Raw genomic sequence first — 19073 nt, 5'->3', positions numbered from 1 at the left:
TCGCTGACCTGACGCCCTCCTTCTGTCCTTACCCCGATCTTCCTGTTTTTTCGCAGTTACTCTGAAAGCCTGGTTCATGCGCGCACTCCCCCTTTCCATCGGAACCATCCATTTCGTCGGTATTGGCGGGATTGGCATGTCAGGAATTGCCGAGGTGCTGCATATGCTCGGCTACAAGGTTCAGGGGTCGGATATCAGTGAAAATGCCAATGTTCTGCGCCTGCGCAAGCTCGGCATTGTCGTCGCGATCGGCCATGACGAGGGCAATCTGGGCGCGGCTCAGGTTGTGGTCACCTCAACGGCCGTGAAGAAGGATAATCCCGAAGTTCTGGCGGCGCGCGCAAGGCTGATCCCCGTCGTGCGTCGTGCCGAGATGCTGGCCGAGCTCATGCGCCTGCGCTGGGCGGTGGCAATTGGCGGCACCCATGGCAAGACAACCACCACAAGCCTCGTGGCCTGCGTGCTCGAACAGGCCAAACTCGACCCCACCGTGATCAATGGCGGCATTATCGAGGCCTACGGCACCAACACCCGCATGGGTTCGGGCGACTGGATGGTGGTCGAGGCCGATGAGAGCGACGGCTCCTTCCTGCGTCTGCCTGCGGTCATTGCCGTGGTCACCAATATGGACCCCGAACATCTGGACCATTGGGGCACGGCAGAAGCCATGCAGGCGGCCTATGACCAGTTCGTGTCCAACATTCCGTTCTACGGCTTTGCCGTGCTGTGCATCGATCATCCTGCCGTACAGCAGATGATCCCGCGCCTGTCGGACCATCGTATCGTGACCTATGGCTTCAGCCCGCAGGCTGATATCCGCGCGGACAAGCTGATCACCGACCGTCTGGGCGCCACATTCGAGGTGGTGATCACCAACCGCACGCGAAAGACCACGCGTCGCGCCGGGCCGTTCCGCCTGCCCATGCTGGGCCAGCACAACGTGCTCAACGCACTCGCTGCCATCGCGGTGGCCAGCGAGATGGATATCAGTGACGAAACCATTCGCCTTGCGCTCGCCGGGTTCCGCGGTGTCAAGCGTCGTTTCACGCGTTGCGGTGATTTCAATGGTATCACGGTGATTGATGATTACGGTCATCACCCGGTCGAGATTGCTGCCGTGCTGCGCGCCGCCCGTCAGGCGGGTGCACGCGACGTGATTGCCGTAGTGCAGCCGCATCGCTACTCGCGCCTTCAAGCCCTGTTCAGCGATTTCTGCACCTGCATGAACGACGCTGGAACCGTGATCGTGACCGATGTCTATGCTGCCGGTGAAGCGCCGATCGAGGGCTTCAGCCGCGACACACTGATCGAGGGACTGCGCGCCAGCGGCCATCGCTCCGTGGTGCCGTTGCCCGGCCCCGAGCATCTGGCCGAGATGATCAATGCCATCGCCAAGCCGGGTGACTTCGTTGTGTGCCTCGGCGCGGGCACCATCACCAACTGGGCCCACGCGCTGCCCGGTCAGCTTGCCGCGCTTAATGGCAAGGCATCATGAGCACGAAGCTGCATCAGCTCTCGCCGCGTGGCCGGTTGAGTTTCGACGCCCCGCTTGGCCCACGTGCCTGGTTTCGCACGGGCGGCAATGCGGAAGCCCTTTTTGTGCCCAAGGATGTGCAGGACCTTGCCGACACCCTGGCGGCCCTCCCGAAAGGGGTTCCGGTCACCGTGCTTGGCGCCTGTTCGAATGTCATCATCCGCGATGGTGGGATCGAGGGACTTGTGGTGCGCATGGCGGGTGGTTTCGCCGATATCGTCATTGAGCCCGATGGTCTCGTGGCCGGTGCTGCAGCGCTCGACATGATCGTGGCCGAGCAGGCTGCCGCAGCGGGTCTGACCGGGCTGGAATTTCTGGCTGGAATTCCTGGCTCCATTGGTGGGGCGGTGGTCATGAATGCCGGCGCTTATGGCTCTGACATCAATGCCGTGCTCGACTGGGCTGAAATCCTCCTGCCCGACGGGACAATCACGCGCCTGGGCAATGCCGCACTGGCCTTCAGCTATCGTCATGCCAGCCTGCCTGATGGGGCCATCGTGCTAAGGGCGCGGCTGCGAGCCCAGCCGGGCGATCGCGAACAGATCCGCACCCATATCGCGGGCATCAAGGCCGCCCGCGAGGCCTCGCAACCCGTCAAGGCCCGCACGGGCGGCTCGACCTTCCGCAATCCTGACGGCCACAAGGCCTGGCAGCTGATTGACGACGCCGGATGCCGTGGCCTCATCCGGGGTGGTGCTCAGGTGAGCGAAAAGCACTGTAATTTCCTGCTCAATCTCGGCACTGCCACAAGCCGCGATCTGGAAGATCTGGGTGACGAAGTCCGTGCGCGCGTCCTTGCCCAAAGCGGCATCGCCCTGCATTGGGAAATCAAACGCCTTGGAAAACCGTCATCGGGAGAACAGCCATGAGTCTGAAGATTGCCGTCCTTCAGGGAGGCATTTCGAGCGAGCGACCCGTCAGTCTGCGTAGTGGCGCTGGCGTTGCACAGGCTCTCGTTGAAGCCGGTCATGATGTTGTCAGTATCGATGCCGGCCCCGATCTGGCCGAAACGATCCGCGCCCTGCGCGCTGCAGCACCGGATGTCGTGTTCAATGCGCTGCATGGCCCGCTGGGTGAAGATGGTGCCATTCAGGGCGTTCTGGAGTGGCTGGGCCTGACCTACACCCATTCTTCCATTCGGGCGTCCTCGCTCGCCATGGACAAGGAAGCTTCACGCCGCGTGTTTGCTGCGGCCGGTCTGCCCGTGGCCGAAGGACGGGTCGTGACGATGGAGGAACTCGCGGCGGCTGACCCTCTACCGACGCCCTATGTGGTCAAGCCCATCGCCGAAGGGTCATCATTCGGGGTCGAGATTGTCCGGGCCGGCAGCAACCGCCGTCAGACCATTGCCTCGAACTGGGCCTTTGGCCGCGAGGCACTGGTTGAGGAATATATTCCGGGTCGCGAACTCACCGTCGCCGTGCTGGGTGACCGGGCTCTGACCGTGACTGATATCGTGGCGGCGTCCCCCACAGGCGATTTCTACGATTTCGACGCGAAATACGCACCCGGTGGTTCGGTGCATCACGTGCCAGCGCAAGTGCCCGAGGCCATTTTCACCCAGGCCTTGCGCGTGGCCGAGAACGCCCATCGTGCGCTGGGCTGCTCGGGTGCCTCGCGTGCCGATTTCCGTTATGACGAGGAAACATCCCGTCTGATCCTGCTGGAAGTCAATACGCAACCTGGCATGACCGCAACCTCTCTCCTGCCGGAACAGGCCGCCTATTGTGGCATTTCCTACCCGGAACTCTGCGACTGGATCGTGCGTGATGCCCTCGCCACGCGGGGCAAACAGGCCAGATGAGAAATCGACGGCCGGAAGCCCCGTATCGCGGGCCCGTGCAGCAGGACAGGCCCGCGCGTCTTGTGCTGTTCATGCGCCGCCACAAGCGGGGCCTGCGCGTGCTTCTGGCTTTTCTGTTTCTGCTGGTCGTGGCGGGGGTTGCCGCGTCTTTTCTACGCCTTTCAGCTTCCGAAGTGCGTTTTGCGCCTTACCGGGCGAAACTTGTTCAATATCTGCCGTTCCAGATCAAGACGATCCAGGTGGAAGGGCGCAACCTTACGCCAGAGAGTGACCTGATGCGTGCTCTTGGCACCTCGGTCGGCAAGCCGATCTTCGGGTTTTCGGTGTCGGCGGCGCGTGACCGCATCGATACCCTGCCCTTTATAGATCACGCGACGGTCGAACGGCATATGCCGGACACCATCGTTATCAAGATTACCGAACGCAGCCCGGTGGCCGTCTGGCAGGACCATGGACAGTTCATTCTGATCAACCGCGCTGGCGAGCGCGTGCCGGACCAGGGGCTGGAGGGCAAAAATGGCCAGGCCTTCGTCAAGCTGCCGCTCGTTGTTGGCGAGGGCGCGAACCTTGCGGCCTCGACGCTGGTAGATGCACTGACGGCAAATCCATCGGTCAAGGAGTTCGTTGTCGCGGCCGTGCGCGTCGGGCAGCGTCGGTGGAACCTGACCCTGCGTGATGGCGCAACGATTCTGCTGCCAGAGGGGCAGGAGCAGGCGGCGCTTGCGCGACTTGCGCAATATCAGGGTCAGTTTCGCCTGCTGGAGCGTCCGGTCGTTTCGATCGATATGCGTCTGCCGGATCGTATGGTCATTCATCAATCCCCGGCCACTGAGCCGGCCGCTTCACAAGACCCGAACGGGTCGGATGGTACGAAAGACCCCGAGGGTGGCCCTGCCGGAACGCGCATGAGGCCGGGCCCTTCAACCGGTGCAGAGCGGCAGATACAGGCCGGGCATCAGGATGACGGGCAAAGCGGACCTGCACCCACCGCCGGAAAACCGCCTCAATCCTCACACAGGCTCGGACGTGTTTCCGCCTCACATGACAACGAGAATCGTTCCTCCACCCCCGCAGACGGAGCCTCGCCAGAAGAATGAATGACCTCGTGGCCACAGATCCGGACTCCCCCCGAAAGAGGCGCCGCCGAGCAGTGCGCAGCCGCGCGCTTCTGCCCGTCAGCACGGGGCAAAGACATCATGAACGCTCCGAGGATCATATCCTCGCTCTGCCCCCGGCCGATGAACCGTCCATACCCAGACACTGGCGTGTAGGCGTTTTCGGAGTTCTCGATATCGGCTCGACCAAGATGACCTGCCTTATCGGGCGTGGTGAAGCCGATGGCACGCTGCGTGTGCTTGGCTATGGCTGGCGTCGGTCGCGCGGAATACGCAATGGCAACATTGTTGATCTGAAGGAAGCCGAGCAGGCCATTCGCGCCACTGTCGGTCAGGCCGAAGATGCTGCCGATCGTCGCCTTGACAATATTGCGGTCAATCTCTCCTGCGGACATCCTGAGAGCCGCCTGTTCAACGCGCGTATGCCCATCGGCGGCCATGGGGTCAGCGAGGGCGACATGGCCCGCGTTGTGGCAGAGGGTCAGGCTCGTGCGTTCACCGAGGGCCGGACCGTCATCCACACCCTGCCCATCGGTTATGCGGTGGATGACACCTACGGCATTGTCGATCCACGGGGCCAGGTCTGTGAGCAGCTCACTGCACGTCTTCATGTCGTCGATGCAGCAACGACCGCTGTTCGCACGCTGGACTCCGTGCTGATGCGCTCTGAACTCAAGATGACGGGTCTCGTCTCAGCATCGCTCGCCTCCGGCCTTTCCGTTCTTGATGCCGATGAGCGCGAACTGGGGGCAACAGTCGTGGATATGGGCGGCGGCACGACCTCGATTGCAGTCTTTGGTGACGGGATGCTGCGCCATACAGCTTTCCTGCCAGTTGGGGGACTACACGTCACACGTGACCTGGCCGGCATGCTCTCCACGTCGCTGGACGAAGCCGAACGACTCAAGACAAAATACGGTGCTGCCGAGCTTTCAGCTGAAGATAGCAGTGAGCTCATAACGCTTCAGAAGATAGGTGAGGCCCCCGGCACACTCACAACGGTTTCGCGGGCGAGACTTGTTTCAGCTATCAGACCACGCATTGAAGAGACACTCGAACTCGTGCGTGATCGCCTCGACGATGCCGGGTTCAGCCGGACCGGGCGTGAACGTGTCGTCTTGACAGGTGGCGCCTCCCTGCTTGATGGCGTCGGGCCAATGGCAGCGCGTATCCTCGACCGACCCGTGCGTCTGGGCCGACCTCTGGGAATCGTCGGATTGCCGGAAATAGGCGCAAATTCTGCCGGATTCTCAACGGCCTCGGGGCTTTTGGCATGGGTTGCGGGAGCCGACAGAAGCTTTCACGATGCAGACACCCCGGAACCCCGGCCAGGGGGCTTACTAAAGCGCATGGTGCATTTCATTAGGAGTCGCACATGACCAAAAACTAACCTATTAAGGTTATGCTTCTTAGTCATTCGCCCTGAATTCGGGCCTGTCAATCGCCCTATCCGGATTACACCATGACGCTCAATCTGACTGCACCGCATTATAATTACTCGGATTTTTCTCCGCGCATTACCGTTATCGGCGTTGGTGGCGGTGGCATGAACGCCGTGAACAACATGATCGAGATGCAGTTGCAGGGCGTCGAATTTGTTGTGGCCAATACGGATGCGCAGGCCCTTGCGGGTTCACGCGCCGAACGCAGGGTGCAGCTTGGCCCTCACCTTACCCAGGGCCTCGGTGCAGGTGCAAAACCTGAAATCGGCAAGGCTGCTGCCGAAGAAGCTGCTGAGGAAATCAGCCGCCATATCGATGGCGCACACATGGTTTTTGTAACCGCTGGCATGGGTGGCGGCACCGGCACAGGCGCAGCACCCGTCATTGCCAAGATGGCCCGTGACCGCAAGATCCTTACAGTTGGCGTAGTCAGCACACCTTTTGGCTTTGAGGGCGCACGACGCAAAAAAGTGGCCGAAGCTGGCATTGCCGAGCTGCAGCAATATGTCGATACGCTGATTGTCATACCGAACCAGAACCTGTTCCGCATGGCGACCATGCACACCACCCTGCGCGAAGCCTTCAAGATGGCTGACGAGGTACTCTATATGGGTGTGCGCGGCGTGACCGATCTCATGCTGGCACCCGGGCTGATCAATCTCGACTTCGCCGATATCCGCACCGTCATGGCTGAAATGGGCAAGGCCATGATGGGCACAGGTGAGGCCGAGGGCGAGGACCGCGCGCTTGAAGCCGCCAACCGCGCCATTTCGAACCCGCTTCTTGATGATTCGTCGATGTCTGGCGCACGCGGCCTGCTGATCAATATCACTGGTGGCGACGATCTTACCCTTTATGAAGTTGACCAGGCCGCCGAACGCATCCGTCAGGAAGTGGCCGATGACGCCACGATCATCTGGGGTTCGGCTATCGACTCCTCGCTTAATGGTCGCATTCGGGTTTCTGTCGTTGCAACCGGCATCGACGGAAGCCGTGAGCCGGAGCCAGAGGAAGTACACGCGCCGGCCGAGCCCTCGCCGGAAGCCCCGATTGTCAGCGATGGTGCAGAACTCGCCCAGAATTCCGGACAGCAGCCGTTCCAGCCAGCATCAACCTATGCTTCAGTCCCGAGGCAGCAACCCCATTACGGGCTGGATGCGCAAGGTCCTGCAAGTGCAGCTCCCTCCCCTCACTCGGTCCCTCCCCAGGCGGCAAAGGCAACCCCAGCGCCAGCGGCTTCGCCACGCTCGGGCCTGTTTTCGGAACAGGGCCAGCGCCCTGCGCCGGAACCCCAGTCACGCAGCCTGTTTGGTATCGTGACCGGCGCCCTGCGTGGTCGCCCGGCACCGTCGAACTACACGCAGCATGACGAGGCTCCCCGGAACGAACCCACCGTAGTGGAACGCGCGGAGCCAGCACGTCCTGCCTCCAGCCATGATACCGGCGAAGAGAATGGCCTGGATATCCCCGCCTTCCTGCGTCGCGATCAGGGTCGCTGAGTTTCGATACACAGCCCTATCCTGAAACTGAAATTTACGTTCAGTTTCAGGATGTTATGCCGTAATGTTTGGCAATAAACATTGACTGGTCTGCGCCCCCCGATACCGGCTAGAGCTTTCATGAAGCCGCGAACATAACGTTCCGGTAATTCAGGAGAGCATTCAATCATGCAGATCACGGCCGAGACACCGTACAAAGCATCGATTGTGCCGCCCTCCGTGTTCAAGAGTTCGCCGGATTTTCTGTCGCCTTTCGGTGGCACCATGCTCGCGGCGCAGCAATGCACACTCCGACAGCCCATCAGCTGCACAGGAATTGGGCTTCATAGCGGGCAACAGGTTAGGATGGTCCTCCATCCCGCAGCCACCAATCATGGTATCGTTTTTCGTCGTACCGATCTGCCTGAGGCCCGCCCGATCGCTGCGCGATATGACAATGTTGTCTGCACGCGCCTTAGCACCGTAATCGCAAATGCAGAGGCGTCGGACATACATGTCGCGACAATCGAGCATCTGATGGCTGCTCTTCATGCCAATGGCATCGACAATGTACTGATTGATATCGACGGCCCCGAAACACCTGTCCTCGATGGCTCTGCTGCTGAGTTCGATTTTCTTATTCAGTGCGCTGGCAAAATCGAACAGGATTGTGCTCGCGTCGTGATCGAAGTGCTGCGTCCTGTCCGCGTCGAGGATGACAACGGCGCCTTCGCGGAACTACGCCCTGCGCGCTCTGGCTTCGCCCTCGCCATGTCGATCGATTTTGCAGCCGGTGCTATTGGCCACCAACGCCATGCCATGCCGTTCACCCTCGATCGCTTTCGTCAGGAAGTCGGCTTTTGCCGCACTTTCGTGGAGCGTAAGGAAATCGAAACGTTACAGAAAATGGGGCTGGCGCGCGGCGGTTCGTTGCATAATGCCATTGTTGTCGAAGGCGACACAGTGCTCAACCCCTGTGGCCTGCGTCATCCCAAGGAGTTTGTGCGCCACAAGCTCATGGACGCTGTGGGCGATCTGTATCTTGCCGGCCATACGCTCAAGGCAGGCTTCATGGGCCATAAATCGGGCCATGGATTGAACAACCGCCTCCTGCGATCCCTTTTTTCCTCCGGTGAAAACTGGCGCCTGGCTGGCCAGACGGCTCGTAACAGAAGTGAAATACACGCAGCAGCGTAAGAGAAACGATCTCGTGCGCCCAGGACTTCCGCGAATGGTCAGGCGTGATATAAGACCGTTCGTCAGTGGAAGAGTCGGCATGCACCAGAATACAGAACGTCACGTACCTCCTGCCATGAAGCGCCAGCGCTTTGTCAGCGTCATGATGGCTGGCAGCTTTCTGCTCCTGAGCGGATGCTCGCTCTTTTCAAACAAGGAAGAGGTCAAGGCGCCAAAAGTCGCCAGTGCCGAGACGCTGTATAATTACGGTATCGATGCCCTTCACTCGAAGCGCTATACGCTGGCCAGCGGCGAATTCGAACTGCTGCAGCAGAATTACCCCTACTCAGGCTATGTCGGTAATGCCGAGCTGATGGAGGGCTATGCCTATTACCTGCAGGGCGAGTATGCCCTCTCGGTCCAGCAGCTCGAACGCTATCTGCTTCTGCATCCTACCAGCCCTGACGCGGCCTATGCCTATTATCTGCGTGCGCTTTGCTATTACGAGCAGATTGCCGAGGTGCAGCGTGACCAGCAGGGGACGCTCGAGGCTCTCAACGCGCTTGAGGAAGTCGTGACACGCTTCCCGCAGACAGCCTATGCCCGCGACGCCCAGCTGAAGATCGACCTTTGCCGTGACCATCTTGCCGGCAAGGAAATGCTTGTCGGCCGCTACTACCAGCAGCAGCACAACTATGAAGCGGCTCTTGGCCGCTACCAGCGTGTCGTGAACGACTTCCAGACGACCAATCATGTCGCTGAAGCGCTCGAACGCATTGTCGAGGTCAGCCTTGAACTGGGTCTGGTCGACGAGGCACGCAAATCGGCCTCGGTTCTTGGCTACAACTATCCCGACAGCCAATGGTATCGTTACAGCTACAATCTGCTGCGCAACCGCAACCTCCTGCCCGATCACAGCGTCGCACCGGGTGGCAAGCAGCGCGGCCTGTTCGGCCGCATGTGGCACTCGGTTTTCTGATCCGGACGAGACAAAGACGCTGGCGCACGCTACCGCCGCCAGCGATGTTTTCAGACTGACACATCAGGACCGTCTTGCATGCTGACTCACCTCTCGATACGCGATGTCGTTCTGATCGAGAGGCTCGATCTGCCCTTTCATCCGGGACTGACGGTCCTTACGGGGGAAACCGGAGCGGGCAAGTCCATCCTCCTCGACTCACTTGGACTGGCTCTTGGCGACCGCGCCAGCGGCGGGCTGGTCCGTGCCGGGGCAGATCAGGCTGGCGTTTCCGCCTGTTTCGATATTCCCGATGGTCACCCTGTCCATCGGCTTCTTGCCGAACAGGGTATTGCCCTCGATGACCCGCATGAGCCGCTCGTGCTCCGGCGCACGGTCACTGCCGATGCGCGGTCGCGGGCCTATGTGAACGATCAGCCCATTGGCGTTGGGCTGTTGCGTCGCATCGCGGCTCTTCTGGTCGAAATCCAGGGCCAGCACGACCAGATGGGTCTGGCGGATCAGGCGACCCATCTCGATCTGCTCGACGCTTTTGGCGTGGATCGCAGTGCTCGCGAGGCCGTGGCTCGCGCCTATCGTCGCTGGATCGAACTCACCGCAACACTCGCCGCAGCGCAGTCCGAAATGGAAGCAACGCGGCGTGAGGAGGACTGGCTGAGACAGGCAGTTGACGATCTCAGCGTTCTTGCCCCGCAGGAAGATGAGGAAGAGCAACTGGCTGCGCTGCGTATCGGCCTGCAGCAAAACGAACGACGTGGCGAGGCCATTGCAGCGGCCCTGTCCGAGCTGACACCGCGTGACCGTCGCTCCGCCACCCCCGCCGCAGCCCTGCGCAATGCCAGCCGCACACTGGCCCGCCTGCTTCCCTCCCCCGGCGACGACCCCGTCGCCCATTCCGCGCAGCAGGCCCAGGCGCAGGAGGCACTCGAGGCTCTGGAGAAAGCCGAAGAGGCGCTTGCCGAAGCTGAAACACTCCTCTCCCGTCTCGCCGCTGATGCAGACACCGACCCCCGCCTGCTTGAGGAAACCGAAGAACGTCTCTTTGCCCTGCGCGCAGCGGGTCGCAAGCATGGTGTGGCGGTCAATGAACTGGCCGCTCTTCTGGCGAGCCTTCAGGCCCGCCTTGAAGCGCTGGATTCGGGCAATGCCCGCATCGATCAGCTGATGGCGGAAACGCAGGCCGCGCGGGAGGTGTTTGCCGCAGAAGCAGAGAAACTCAGCCAGATACGCGAGCGCGCTGCGCGTCGGCTTGAGACCGCTGTCATGGCCGAACTCAAGCCGGTCAGGCTCGAGCGCGCCAAATTCATTGTTTCGCTCACGCCACTTGCGCCGGAGGCCTGGAACCTGCGTGGCAAGGAGCAGGCATCCTTCCTGATCGCCGCCAATCCGGGCCAACCGCCTGGCCCACTGGCCAAGGTGGCCTCGGGCGGCGAATTATCGCGCCTCATGCTCGCTCTGAAGGTCGTGCTTGCCGAACGCTCGGCCATACCCACGCTGGTTTTCGACGAAGTGGATTCCGGCGTTGGCGGGGCTACGGCCTCGTCCATCGGTGACCGCCTGCATCGTGTGGCGCAGGATGTACAGGTCCTTGTCGTCACCCACAGCCCGCAGGTTGCGGCGCGTGGCGACCAGCATTTGCGCATCAGCAAGCGTATCCGGAAGGACAGGACAGAAACCCTCGCAGAAAAACTTTCAGCCGAGGAACGCCGCGAGGAGATCGCGCGTATGCTGGCTGGCGAGACCATAACAGATGCCGCGCGTACGGCCGCTGACAGCCTGCTGGAACAAGAGTGATGACTGATACCCCCGCCCGTGAGCACGCCAGATTAACGGCGCTCATTGCGCGCTGGAACGACGCCTATTACCGCGACGACGCCCCTGAAGTGTCAGACGCGGAATATGACGAGACCAGAAGGGCGCTCCTTGCCCTCGAAGAAGCTCACCCTGACCTCAGGATTGAGGGCGGCATCTCGGAGCGCATTGGTGCAGCGCCAGACAACGCCTTTGGCAAGCAGCCCCATCGCGTGCCCATGCTGTCGCTCGACAACGTCTTCAATACCGAGGAATTCGAGGCTTTCGTGGCGAAAGCCGCCCGCTTCCTCGGGCTGGATTCCAGGGCGGCCGATCAGCTTTCTTTCGTTGCCGAGCCCAAGATCGATGGCCTGTCGATCAACCTCACCTATGTAAACGGCGAATTGCTGCGCGGGACGACACGCGGTGACGGGCTGGTGGGTGAGGACGTCACCGCCAATCTGAAAACCATCGCTGACATTCCGCAAAAGCTCGAAGGAGAGTTCCCGCAGGAGATCGAGATACGCGGCGAGATCTTCATGGCAAAGGCCGATTTCCTGTCGCTCAACGAGACAATGCAGGCACAGGGACAGAAGGTTTTCGCGAACCCGCGCAACGCTGCCGCAGGGTCACTGCGCCAGCTTGACCCCAACGTGACTGCCAGACGCCCTCTGTCGCTTTTTGCCTATGCGCAGGGCTTTTCGAGCCAACGCTGTGCCGCAACACACTGGGACTGGCTGGAGCAGTTGAAACGTTGGGGCTTCCCGGTCAATCCGCTTTCAACACGCATCGGCCATGCCAGCGAGATCGCCGGTTATATCGCCAATCTTGCCCGCGAACGCTCCTCCCTGCCCTATGACATCGATGGTGTCGTCTTCAAGCTGGATGATATCGACCTCCAGACCCGTCTTGGCTTTGCAGGCCGCGCGCCGCGCTGGGCCATCGCATGGAAATTCCCCTCCGAGCAGGCCATCACGCGGCTGGAAAAAATCGAGATACAGGTGGGGCGTACGGGCGCGCTTACCCCCACGGCCCATCTGGAGCCGGTCAATGTCGGTGGTGTCATCGTGTCGCGCGCAACGCTGCATAACGAAGACGAAATTGCGCGCAAGGATGTCCGTCCCGGCGATCTGGTACGTGTGCAGCGCGCAGGCGATGTCATTCCGCAAATTCTCGGCCCTGTCCCCGAGGACAAGCCGCGCGGCCCGGCTTTCATCTTCCCGACGCATTGTCCCGTCTGTGGCGCCCTGACAGAGCGCCCCGAAGGTGAGGCTGTACGACGCTGCACGGGCGGCCTGACCTGCGAGGCGCAGGTTGTCGAGCGCCTGATTCATTTCGTCTCCCGGCCAGCATTCGATATCGACGGGCTGGGTGAGCGCTCCATACGCGAGTTCCACGAGATCGGCCTGATCGACCGGCCCGGCGATATTTTCCGCCTGCGCGACAAGGCCGACATTATCCGTGACCGTGAAGGCTGGGGCGAGGTATCGACGCGCAATCTGCTCAATGCCATCGAGCAGCGCCGTACCATCGCCTTCAGCCGGTTTCTCTTCGGGCTGGGCATACGGCGTATCGGCGAGCGCAATGCCCAGCTTCTGGCACGCCATTACCAGACCTATGAAGCCTGGTTCGACGCCATGCGCGCCGCCGCCATGATCGGTTCTGACGACCGCCTTGCCCTGGGCAGCATCATGGGTATCGGCCAGAGCATCGTGGCCGATCTCCTCGCTTTTTTTGCCGAGCCGCATAATGTGGAGGCGCTGGCTGATCTGCGAGCGCAACTCACAATCGAGCCGGAATCCCGCCCCGAGGAAGGTCCGCTCTCGGGCAAGACCATCGTCTTTACCGGCACCCTGCACACCATGACGCGCCCTGAAGCGAAGGCGATTGCCGAGCGTCTGGGCGCGCAGGTGAGCGATTCCGTGTCGAAAAAAACCGGATTGGTGGTGCTGGGCGAAAAAGCCGGATCCAAGGCAAAGAAAGCTGCCGAGCTTGGGCTTGAGACCTGCGACGAGGCTGGCTGGCGCGCAATCGCCGGGTTGCCGCCAGCCGGTTGAGGGCGGATACTGTGCCATGAGCCAAAAAAAACACGAAAACAGGCTCTTTTTTTTCCTGCCCATTCAGAATGAGGAGTCAGGCACATGATGCTGCTGCTTCTGGGCCTCGCGGCCATGGTGGCAGCGATTGCCGTCTCGATCCTGATATCACTTTCCGAGATCTCCTTTGCCGCAGCGCGTGACATTCGCCTGCGTGCGCTGGCCGATCAGGGTGACGCCCGTGCGGCGGCTTTCCTCAAGCTGCGGCGTAATAGCGGGCAGGTCATCACCGTCCTGCAAATCTGCCTCAATGCCGTAGGCGTTCTTGGCGGTGTCATATCCAGTGAGCTTCTCACACCGGCCTTCAGCACGGCCCTGATCGAGGCCGGGCTGACACCCGGTGTCGCCACCAAGACGGCTGCGACACTGGCCTTTGTGATCGTGACGGGCCTGTTTGTCCTGTTTGCCGATCTGCTGCCAAAGCGTATCGCCCTGAACAATCCGGACCGTGTGGCGCTGCGTGTCGGCTGGTTCCTTACCGGGGCGCTGAGAGTGCTCTACCCCGCTGTCTGGATTTTCTCGGTGATTTCAGACTGGCTGCTCACCCTGTTGCGCATCCCGGCAGCCTCTGCTGTCGAGCCCGTCACGCCTGAGGATCTGAACGCCATGCTGGCCGCAGGTACGGCATCCGGCGTGTTGCAGGAGAAAGAGCATCAGCTGATCCAGAACGTTCTGGCGCTACAGGATCGCTCTGTCACCTCTGCCATGACCCCGCGCGACGAGATCGTTTTTCTCGACGTGCAGGAGAGCCTTGAATCCCAGCGCGACAAGGTACGTATCCGGCCCTATTCGCGCTATCCGCTCTGCGATGGCGGCCTCGATCACGTGATTGGCTCGATACGCGCCGAGGACGTTCTGGTTGCGGTCGTGGATGAGGTGCCGGCCTACACCGATCCGAGCCAGCCCATTACCAACCAGATTTTCCGGATGCGTCGTGACACGCTTTCGCTGCCGGACACGCTGAACCTGTGGGACACACTGGCGCAGTTCGACTCGCATGGTGCAGGCTTTGCGCTGATCGTGAATGAATACGGTCTGGTAGTCGGCCTTATCACCTTCAAGGACATCATGGGCGCGCTCATGGATGGACTGGCAAGCCCGTTCGAGGAACAGGCCATTGTACGACGCGACGCAAATTCGTGGCTCATCGACGGCGCGGCGCCCATTGGAGACGTATTCCGTGAGCTCGATATCAACCTCGACGCCGAACGCGATCTGTTTCACACAATTGGTGGTTTCGTCATGCACCGACTGCGCCGCATGGCCCGCAAGGCCGACCGGGTCGAGGCTGCGGGATACCGCTTCGAGGTGGTCGATGTGGATGGCTTCCGCATCAACCAGCTTCTCGTTTCCCGTATGGCACAAGGTGACGCGTAAGCACCCTTTTTACGGATAGCCACACCGGGTGTCGGGGGTACTCGTGATATCAGGAGACAATCCGACACGGCGGCAATCGAATGCCTCCTGACGCTTCGAGAAAGCTGGAGCGTTTCCGGAGACCCGCCTCCGGGTGATCCCCCAAGCTTGTCGCCGGCTTGTCCGCGTCACGGCGTCTATCCTGACATCGCCTGACGTCATGGCGGCCTCCGATCACAGGACAGCCTGTCGTTATCCTGCCGAGACCTCCCAAATCTGCCTCCAACGGGCGCACCATTGCAAACCCGTATCTGACAAAGGATTTCCCGGTCTGCATCAGGCCCCTGCGTGCTTGACCTTCTGAGCCTACGGGGCGTTCCTGTTGCGCGCGTCAGATTTCGGGTTGGAGGCACATGTCAAAGGGGGTGGAAACACGCATACGCTGGTGGCCCGTCCCCGCCGATCTGCCCAACCCACCCTTCCCGCCCGGCTGGATCGGTTTTTCCCTACGCAGCTGGGCGGCAGTCTGCCTCGCCCTTGCCACCGCCTTCTGGGCGCAGCTCGACTCCCCCGCTGGTGCCGCCGTCACCGTCATGATCATCACCCAGCCCCTGCGCGGACAGGCCCTCTCCAAGGCGCTCTACCGGCTGGTTGGCACGGCCCTTGGTGTGGGGGCTTCAATCCTGCTCATCGCCTGTTTCAGCCAGGATCGCGGCATGATGCTGGGTGGATGCGCGCTGTGGCTGGCAGGCTGCACCTATATCGGGTCGCTTGAACGCCATTTCCGTTCCTATGGCGCGCTGCTCGCCGGTTACACGATCGCTCTGGTCGCCATCAACGTGATCGACACACCGCAGAATGTGTTTGACGTCGCCCTTTCCCGCGCAAGCTGTGTCGCAATCGGCATCGCCTCTGTGGCCTTCATCAACATGCTTACCGGATCGCCCAAGGCGTGGCAGAAACTGGCGGATAGTCTTGAGGCCAAGGCGGTTCAGATCCGGGCTTTCGGACGCGATGCCATGCGGGGTGATTCCGTGCCAGATGCGATGGAGACCACAGCCATCGCAGGCGAGATTCTTTCGCTCTCGGCCCAGATTACCTATGCCCGTACCGAGATCGACCGCTCAACGCGGCGTACCGCCGGGGCGCGTCTTGCGATCATCGGCATGCTCACCGTCCTCGGGTCGGGACGGGCCATCGCCCATATCCTGCGTCACAAGAGTGTCTCGGCTCTCGCGCATCGTCACGTGCTGGCATGGCATGAGTTACGTGAGGACAATAGCGACCGTTACGAAACGGTTGGCTCCCTGATGGACGCCATGCAGGCGGAAGCACCGGATTATCACCCCGACGCTCATGATGCGCATTTTCTGGAGCGCAGCGCCGTCATGCTGAGCAACCGGCTTCATATCGCGACGGGCATCGATACGCTGCAGCACGCTACCCCTGCAGGAAACGCCCTCAAACTGGCACAGCTCGGCCAGCACGCCGATCATGTCGCCGCGTTCATCAACGCGCTACGGGTCCTGCTGGGGTTTTCGATCACCGCCGGGCTTTGCATCGCCAGCGATCAGCCTGCCTCCATGGCGGCTCTGTCACAGGCCGCGCTGATCTTGACTCTGGCGTCGACCGCCCTCGACACCTCCCAATTCGGCATGGGTGCAATACTCGGCCTCTCATTGGCCGTGGCTGTGGCCATCGTCATGAATTATTTCGTGCTTCCGCATATCGCTGCTTTCGGTGCGCTGGCCCTGGTCTTTCTGCCCCACACGATCTTTGCCTGCGTCATGCTGATGAACGCCCGTACCAGCGCCATCGGGTTCAATTACGGGGCGTTTTTCCCCATCATTCTCGGTCTGAGCAATCATCAGGATTACGACCCGCTTGCCTTCATCTCGCGCAATATTTTCTATCTGATCTCGGGTGTCGTTGCCTTCGTCATTCTGGTCCTGCTGTTCCCTCCCACGCCCAAAAGCCGGCGTTTTCGTATTGCTGCCTCAATCGGTCAGGATCTCGAGGCCCAGCTGCATGGAAACGGGAAACCAGCCGGGGCGCGTTTGCTTAGCCTCAAATATGACAGGCTCGCGCAATTGCTGACCTGGACAAAACGCATGGACGCGCATCGCCGGGTCAACCGCCATGTCTTCAATCGCCTTGTCATGCTGGAGGACCTCGCCACCACGCTGGCGCGGGTGCGTCATTATCTGGATGAGGCTGCGGCCTCGCCGTGTCTGCGCCTTCTCGCCACTGAAGCACATGGGCTGATTAACACCGCTTCGTTTCCCACCCTTGATCATGCCCTGCCACAAATCAGCAACCGCTTTCTCGATATCGCACGCACGGCGCGCGACCATGAGCGCAATCTGGCCGTGCTCTGCGCGGGCAGTCTTGAGGCTGTGCGGTCCACACTTGAGGATAATCGCTCGACCTTGCGCCATTTCGGCTTGGGGCGTCGGCGATGGTAGGCGGGATTTCCACACGCAAAACGGGTGATGGGTATGAGTGAAGTCATCGACCTCGAAGGCGTTCTCGTCTCGGCCTTTGTCGCCAATCTGTTTCTCGCTCTCCTCACGCTGGCCATTGTGCGCTGGTGCTTCGGCCGTCTCAATCTGTGGCGTTTTTTCTGGAATCCGCCACTCGCGCAATTCGGCCTGCTTGTCTGTCTGCTTGGCCTTTATACCTGGCTTTTGTGAAGGTAATCCGCTCGTGCTCGCTCGTGCCTCCCGCCTGATCCGGTGGTTCATCACCCTGTCGATCCTTGTGGTCGCCGGGATCGTTATCGTGATCCTGTGGGATTACTATACCGCAGCCCCCTGGACCCGTAACGGACAGGTCCGCGCGCAGGTCGTGAACATGGCGCCGCGTGTTTCAGGCGAAATTATCGAAGTTCGGGTGCAGGACAACGAATTCGTGCATCGGGGCGACGTGCTCTATGTCATCGATCCTTTCGACTTCAAGGTGCGTGTCGCCTCCGCCGAAGCCAATCTGGCCGAGCGCAAGGCCGATCTCGATTTCAGGAATTCGCAATTCCAGCGGCGTCGGATCATCCCGGGGGTTGCCGTGTCCGGGGAGGAAAAACAGCAATATGCCGCCGCCGCCGCTCAGGCCCGTGCCCAATATGACGCTGCACAGGCAGCCCTCAGACAGGCCCGCATCGATCTGGAGCGGACGATCGTGCACAGTTCGATCGATGGCTACGTGACAAACCTGCTCATGCGGCCCGGCGATTTTGCCACAGCCGGCCATGTGAATATTCAGATCATCGATTCCGCCTCCTACTGGGTCGACGGCTATTTCGAGGAGACCAAGGTCCATAATATCGAGATTGGCGACCCCGTCCGGATGGATCTCATGGGCGGCCATCATCCTGTTTTCGGCCATGTCGAGAGCATTACCCGCGGCATTTCAAGCATAAATGCCTCGACTGCAACTCAGGGCCTGCCGTCGGTGGACCCGGTCTATACATGGGTAAGGCTCGCACAGCGTATTCCGGTGCGTATCCATATCGACAAACTCCCGCCTGACCTGCATCTGGCAGCGGGCATGACGGCCACCGTCACGATTGTCTCCGAAAACGGCCACAGGCGGCACATGTCCACAAAGGACGCGCTTCATCATTTCGGAGACGACATGCGTCATGTTATCGGCCATTAGGAAAGCGGAATGATGCGATGGCACGCAGGCGCCTAGCCTTCTGGAGAAACAGGGAGCCACCGGAGTGACCATGCGAAAAGCCCTCCTCCTGATTGACGTACAGAACGATTTTCTACCCGGCGGCGCACTCGGCGTGCCCAATAGCGATGCGATTTTCCCGGCAATCGACACGCTTCTGTCTCTTGATTTTGCAGCTGTTATCGCCAGCCGTGACTGGCACCCGCCTGAACACTGCTCTTTCACGCCCTATGGCGGTCCCTGGCCCGTTCACTGCGTAGCAGGCACGAGAGGGGCCGATTTTTCTCCCCGCCTGAACCAGAGCCGACTCAGCCATATCGTCCATAAGGGGCTGGATATTGCCTGTGATTCCTACTCGGCCTTTTTCGATAACGATCAGGTCCACGCCACCGGGCTTGAAGGCCTCCTGCGCGGGCTCGATATCGGGCATGTCACGCTTTGCGGCCTAGCGCTCGATTACTGTGTTGCCGCTACGGCCCGGGATGCGCGGCGGCTTGGCCTCGCAACTGATATCGCGCTCCCTGCCTGTCGCGGCATTGCCCCTGACCCTGCCGCCTGCCTGACGGAACTGCGCATGCTTGGCGTGAACCTCATCGAGGCCTGAGCAGGCGGCATTGATGCAGCGCCGCA

The 19073-nt window shown here is 60.9% G+C and carries 15 protein-coding genes; all 15 read left to right on the top strand.

What is annotated here, in order from left to right; all coding sequences use genetic code 11:
* Positions 1-76 precede the first annotated feature (76 nt).
* Positions 77-1495, top strand: coding sequence for a UDP-N-acetylmuramate--L-alanine ligase (gene murC, locus F3J08_RS05355; protein WP_122039249.1), 1419 nt, complete (start codon positions 77-79; stop codon positions 1493-1495).
* Positions 1492-2403: a UDP-N-acetylmuramate dehydrogenase gene (murB, locus tag F3J08_RS05350; RefSeq protein ID WP_166928734.1), complete on the top strand. Its 912-nt coding sequence runs from the start codon at positions 1492-1494 to the stop codon at positions 2401-2403. The genes murC and murB overlap by 4 nt, the downstream gene beginning before the upstream one ends.
* Positions 2400-3338: a D-alanine--D-alanine ligase gene (locus F3J08_RS05345; RefSeq protein ID WP_205206754.1), complete on the top strand. Its 939-nt coding sequence runs from the start codon at positions 2400-2402 to the stop codon at positions 3336-3338. The genes murB and F3J08_RS05345 overlap by 4 nt, the downstream gene beginning before the upstream one ends.
* On the top strand, positions 3335-4435 hold the full coding sequence (locus F3J08_RS05340; RefSeq protein WP_166928733.1) for a cell division protein FtsQ/DivIB: 1101 nt from the start codon (positions 3335-3337) through the stop codon (positions 4433-4435). The genes F3J08_RS05345 and F3J08_RS05340 overlap by 4 nt, the downstream gene beginning before the upstream one ends.
* Positions 4432-5832 carry a cell division protein FtsA gene (ftsA, locus tag F3J08_RS05335; protein WP_122039252.1) on the top strand — a complete coding sequence of 467 codons (1401 nt, stop codon included), beginning with the start codon at positions 4432-4434 and terminating at the stop codon, positions 5830-5832. Before F3J08_RS05340 ends, ftsA begins: the two co-directional genes overlap by 4 nt.
* A gap of 83 nt (positions 5833-5915) precedes the next feature.
* Positions 5916-7394: a cell division protein FtsZ gene (ftsZ, locus tag F3J08_RS05330; RefSeq protein WP_166928732.1), complete on the top strand. Its 1479-nt coding sequence runs from the start codon at positions 5916-5918 to the stop codon at positions 7392-7394.
* A 168-nt stretch (positions 7395-7562) separates the two neighbouring features.
* Entirely contained in the window at positions 7563-8570 is a 1008-nt protein-coding gene (gene lpxC / locus F3J08_RS05325; protein ID WP_240149156.1) for a UDP-3-O-acyl-N-acetylglucosamine deacetylase, read from the top strand.
* Between the two features lie 79 nt (positions 8571-8649).
* Positions 8650-9528 (top strand): outer membrane protein assembly factor BamD, encoded by an 879-nt coding sequence (locus F3J08_RS05320; RefSeq protein ID WP_122039255.1) that lies wholly within the window; start codon positions 8650-8652, stop codon positions 9526-9528.
* A gap of 78 nt (positions 9529-9606) precedes the next feature.
* Positions 9607-11322 carry a DNA repair protein RecN gene (gene recN, locus F3J08_RS05315; RefSeq protein ID WP_166928731.1) on the top strand — a complete coding sequence of 572 codons (1716 nt, stop codon included), beginning with the start codon at positions 9607-9609 and terminating at the stop codon, positions 11320-11322.
* Positions 11322-13376: an NAD-dependent DNA ligase LigA gene (gene ligA, locus F3J08_RS05310; RefSeq protein WP_166928730.1), complete on the top strand. Its 2055-nt coding sequence runs from the start codon at positions 11322-11324 to the stop codon at positions 13374-13376. The genes recN and ligA overlap by 1 nt, the downstream gene beginning before the upstream one ends.
* A gap of 84 nt (positions 13377-13460) precedes the next feature.
* Positions 13461-14792 carry a hemolysin family protein gene (locus F3J08_RS05305; protein WP_205206752.1) on the top strand — a complete coding sequence of 444 codons (1332 nt, stop codon included), beginning with the start codon at positions 13461-13463 and terminating at the stop codon, positions 14790-14792.
* 392 nt (positions 14793-15184) lie between these two features.
* The gene (locus tag F3J08_RS05300; RefSeq protein WP_166928729.1) at positions 15185-17236 is read left to right on the top strand and encodes an FUSC family protein; all 2052 of its coding nucleotides are present in this window, start codon (positions 15185-15187) and stop codon (positions 17234-17236) included.
* Between the two features lie 33 nt (positions 17237-17269).
* Positions 17270-17464 (top strand): DUF1656 domain-containing protein, encoded by a 195-nt coding sequence (locus F3J08_RS05295; protein ID WP_023978594.1) that lies wholly within the window; start codon positions 17270-17272, stop codon positions 17462-17464.
* Between the two features lie 13 nt (positions 17465-17477).
* Complete coding sequence (locus tag F3J08_RS05290; protein WP_166928728.1) at positions 17478-18425, top strand: HlyD family secretion protein; 948 nt, start codon at positions 17478-17480, stop codon at positions 18423-18425.
* Positions 18426-18495: 70 nt separating this feature from the next.
* Positions 18496-19047: a nicotinamidase gene (locus tag F3J08_RS05285; RefSeq protein WP_166928727.1), complete on the top strand. Its 552-nt coding sequence runs from the start codon at positions 18496-18498 to the stop codon at positions 19045-19047.
* Positions 19048-19073: the final 26 nt, after the last annotated feature.

Origin of the sequence: Asaia sp. As-1742 (genome assembly GCF_011753235.1) — a bacterium.
Taxonomy (GTDB): Bacteria; Pseudomonadota; Alphaproteobacteria; order Acetobacterales; family Acetobacteraceae; genus Asaia; species Asaia bogorensis_B.
Note: the sequence above shows the minus strand (reverse complement) of the source record. Positions and strands in the feature narration are given on the sequence as shown.

Coding starts and splice junctions, on each gene's coding strand:
- F3J08_RS05295 (WP_023978594.1), top strand. CDS start 17,270: ATGAGTGAAGTCATCGACCTCGAAGGCGTTCTCGTCTCGGCCTTTGTC.
- F3J08_RS05285 (WP_166928727.1), top strand. CDS start 18,496: ATGCGAAAAGCCCTCCTCCTGATTGACGTACAGAACGATTTTCTACCC.
- ftsZ (WP_166928732.1), top strand. CDS start 5,916: ATGACGCTCAATCTGACTGCACCGCATTATAATTACTCGGATTTTTCT.
- lpxC (WP_240149156.1), top strand. CDS start 7,563: ATGCAGATCACGGCCGAGACACCGTACAAAGCATCGATTGTGCCGCCC.
- F3J08_RS05305 (WP_205206752.1), top strand. CDS start 13,461: ATGATGCTGCTGCTTCTGGGCCTCGCGGCCATGGTGGCAGCGATTGCC.
- F3J08_RS05340 (WP_166928733.1), top strand. CDS start 3,335: ATGAGAAATCGACGGCCGGAAGCCCCGTATCGCGGGCCCGTGCAGCAG.
- F3J08_RS05320 (WP_122039255.1), top strand. CDS start 8,650: ATGCACCAGAATACAGAACGTCACGTACCTCCTGCCATGAAGCGCCAG.
- ligA (WP_166928730.1), top strand. CDS start 11,322: ATGACTGATACCCCCGCCCGTGAGCACGCCAGATTAACGGCGCTCATT.
- recN (WP_166928731.1), top strand. CDS start 9,607: ATGCTGACTCACCTCTCGATACGCGATGTCGTTCTGATCGAGAGGCTC.
- ftsA (WP_122039252.1), top strand. CDS start 4,432: ATGAATGACCTCGTGGCCACAGATCCGGACTCCCCCCGAAAGAGGCGC.
- murB (WP_166928734.1), top strand. CDS start 1,492: ATGAGCACGAAGCTGCATCAGCTCTCGCCGCGTGGCCGGTTGAGTTTC.
- F3J08_RS05300 (WP_166928729.1), top strand. CDS start 15,185: ATGTCAAAGGGGGTGGAAACACGCATACGCTGGTGGCCCGTCCCCGCC.
- F3J08_RS05345 (WP_205206754.1), top strand. CDS start 2,400: ATGAGTCTGAAGATTGCCGTCCTTCAGGGAGGCATTTCGAGCGAGCGA.
- murC (WP_122039249.1), top strand. CDS start 77: ATGCGCGCACTCCCCCTTTCCATCGGAACCATCCATTTCGTCGGTATT.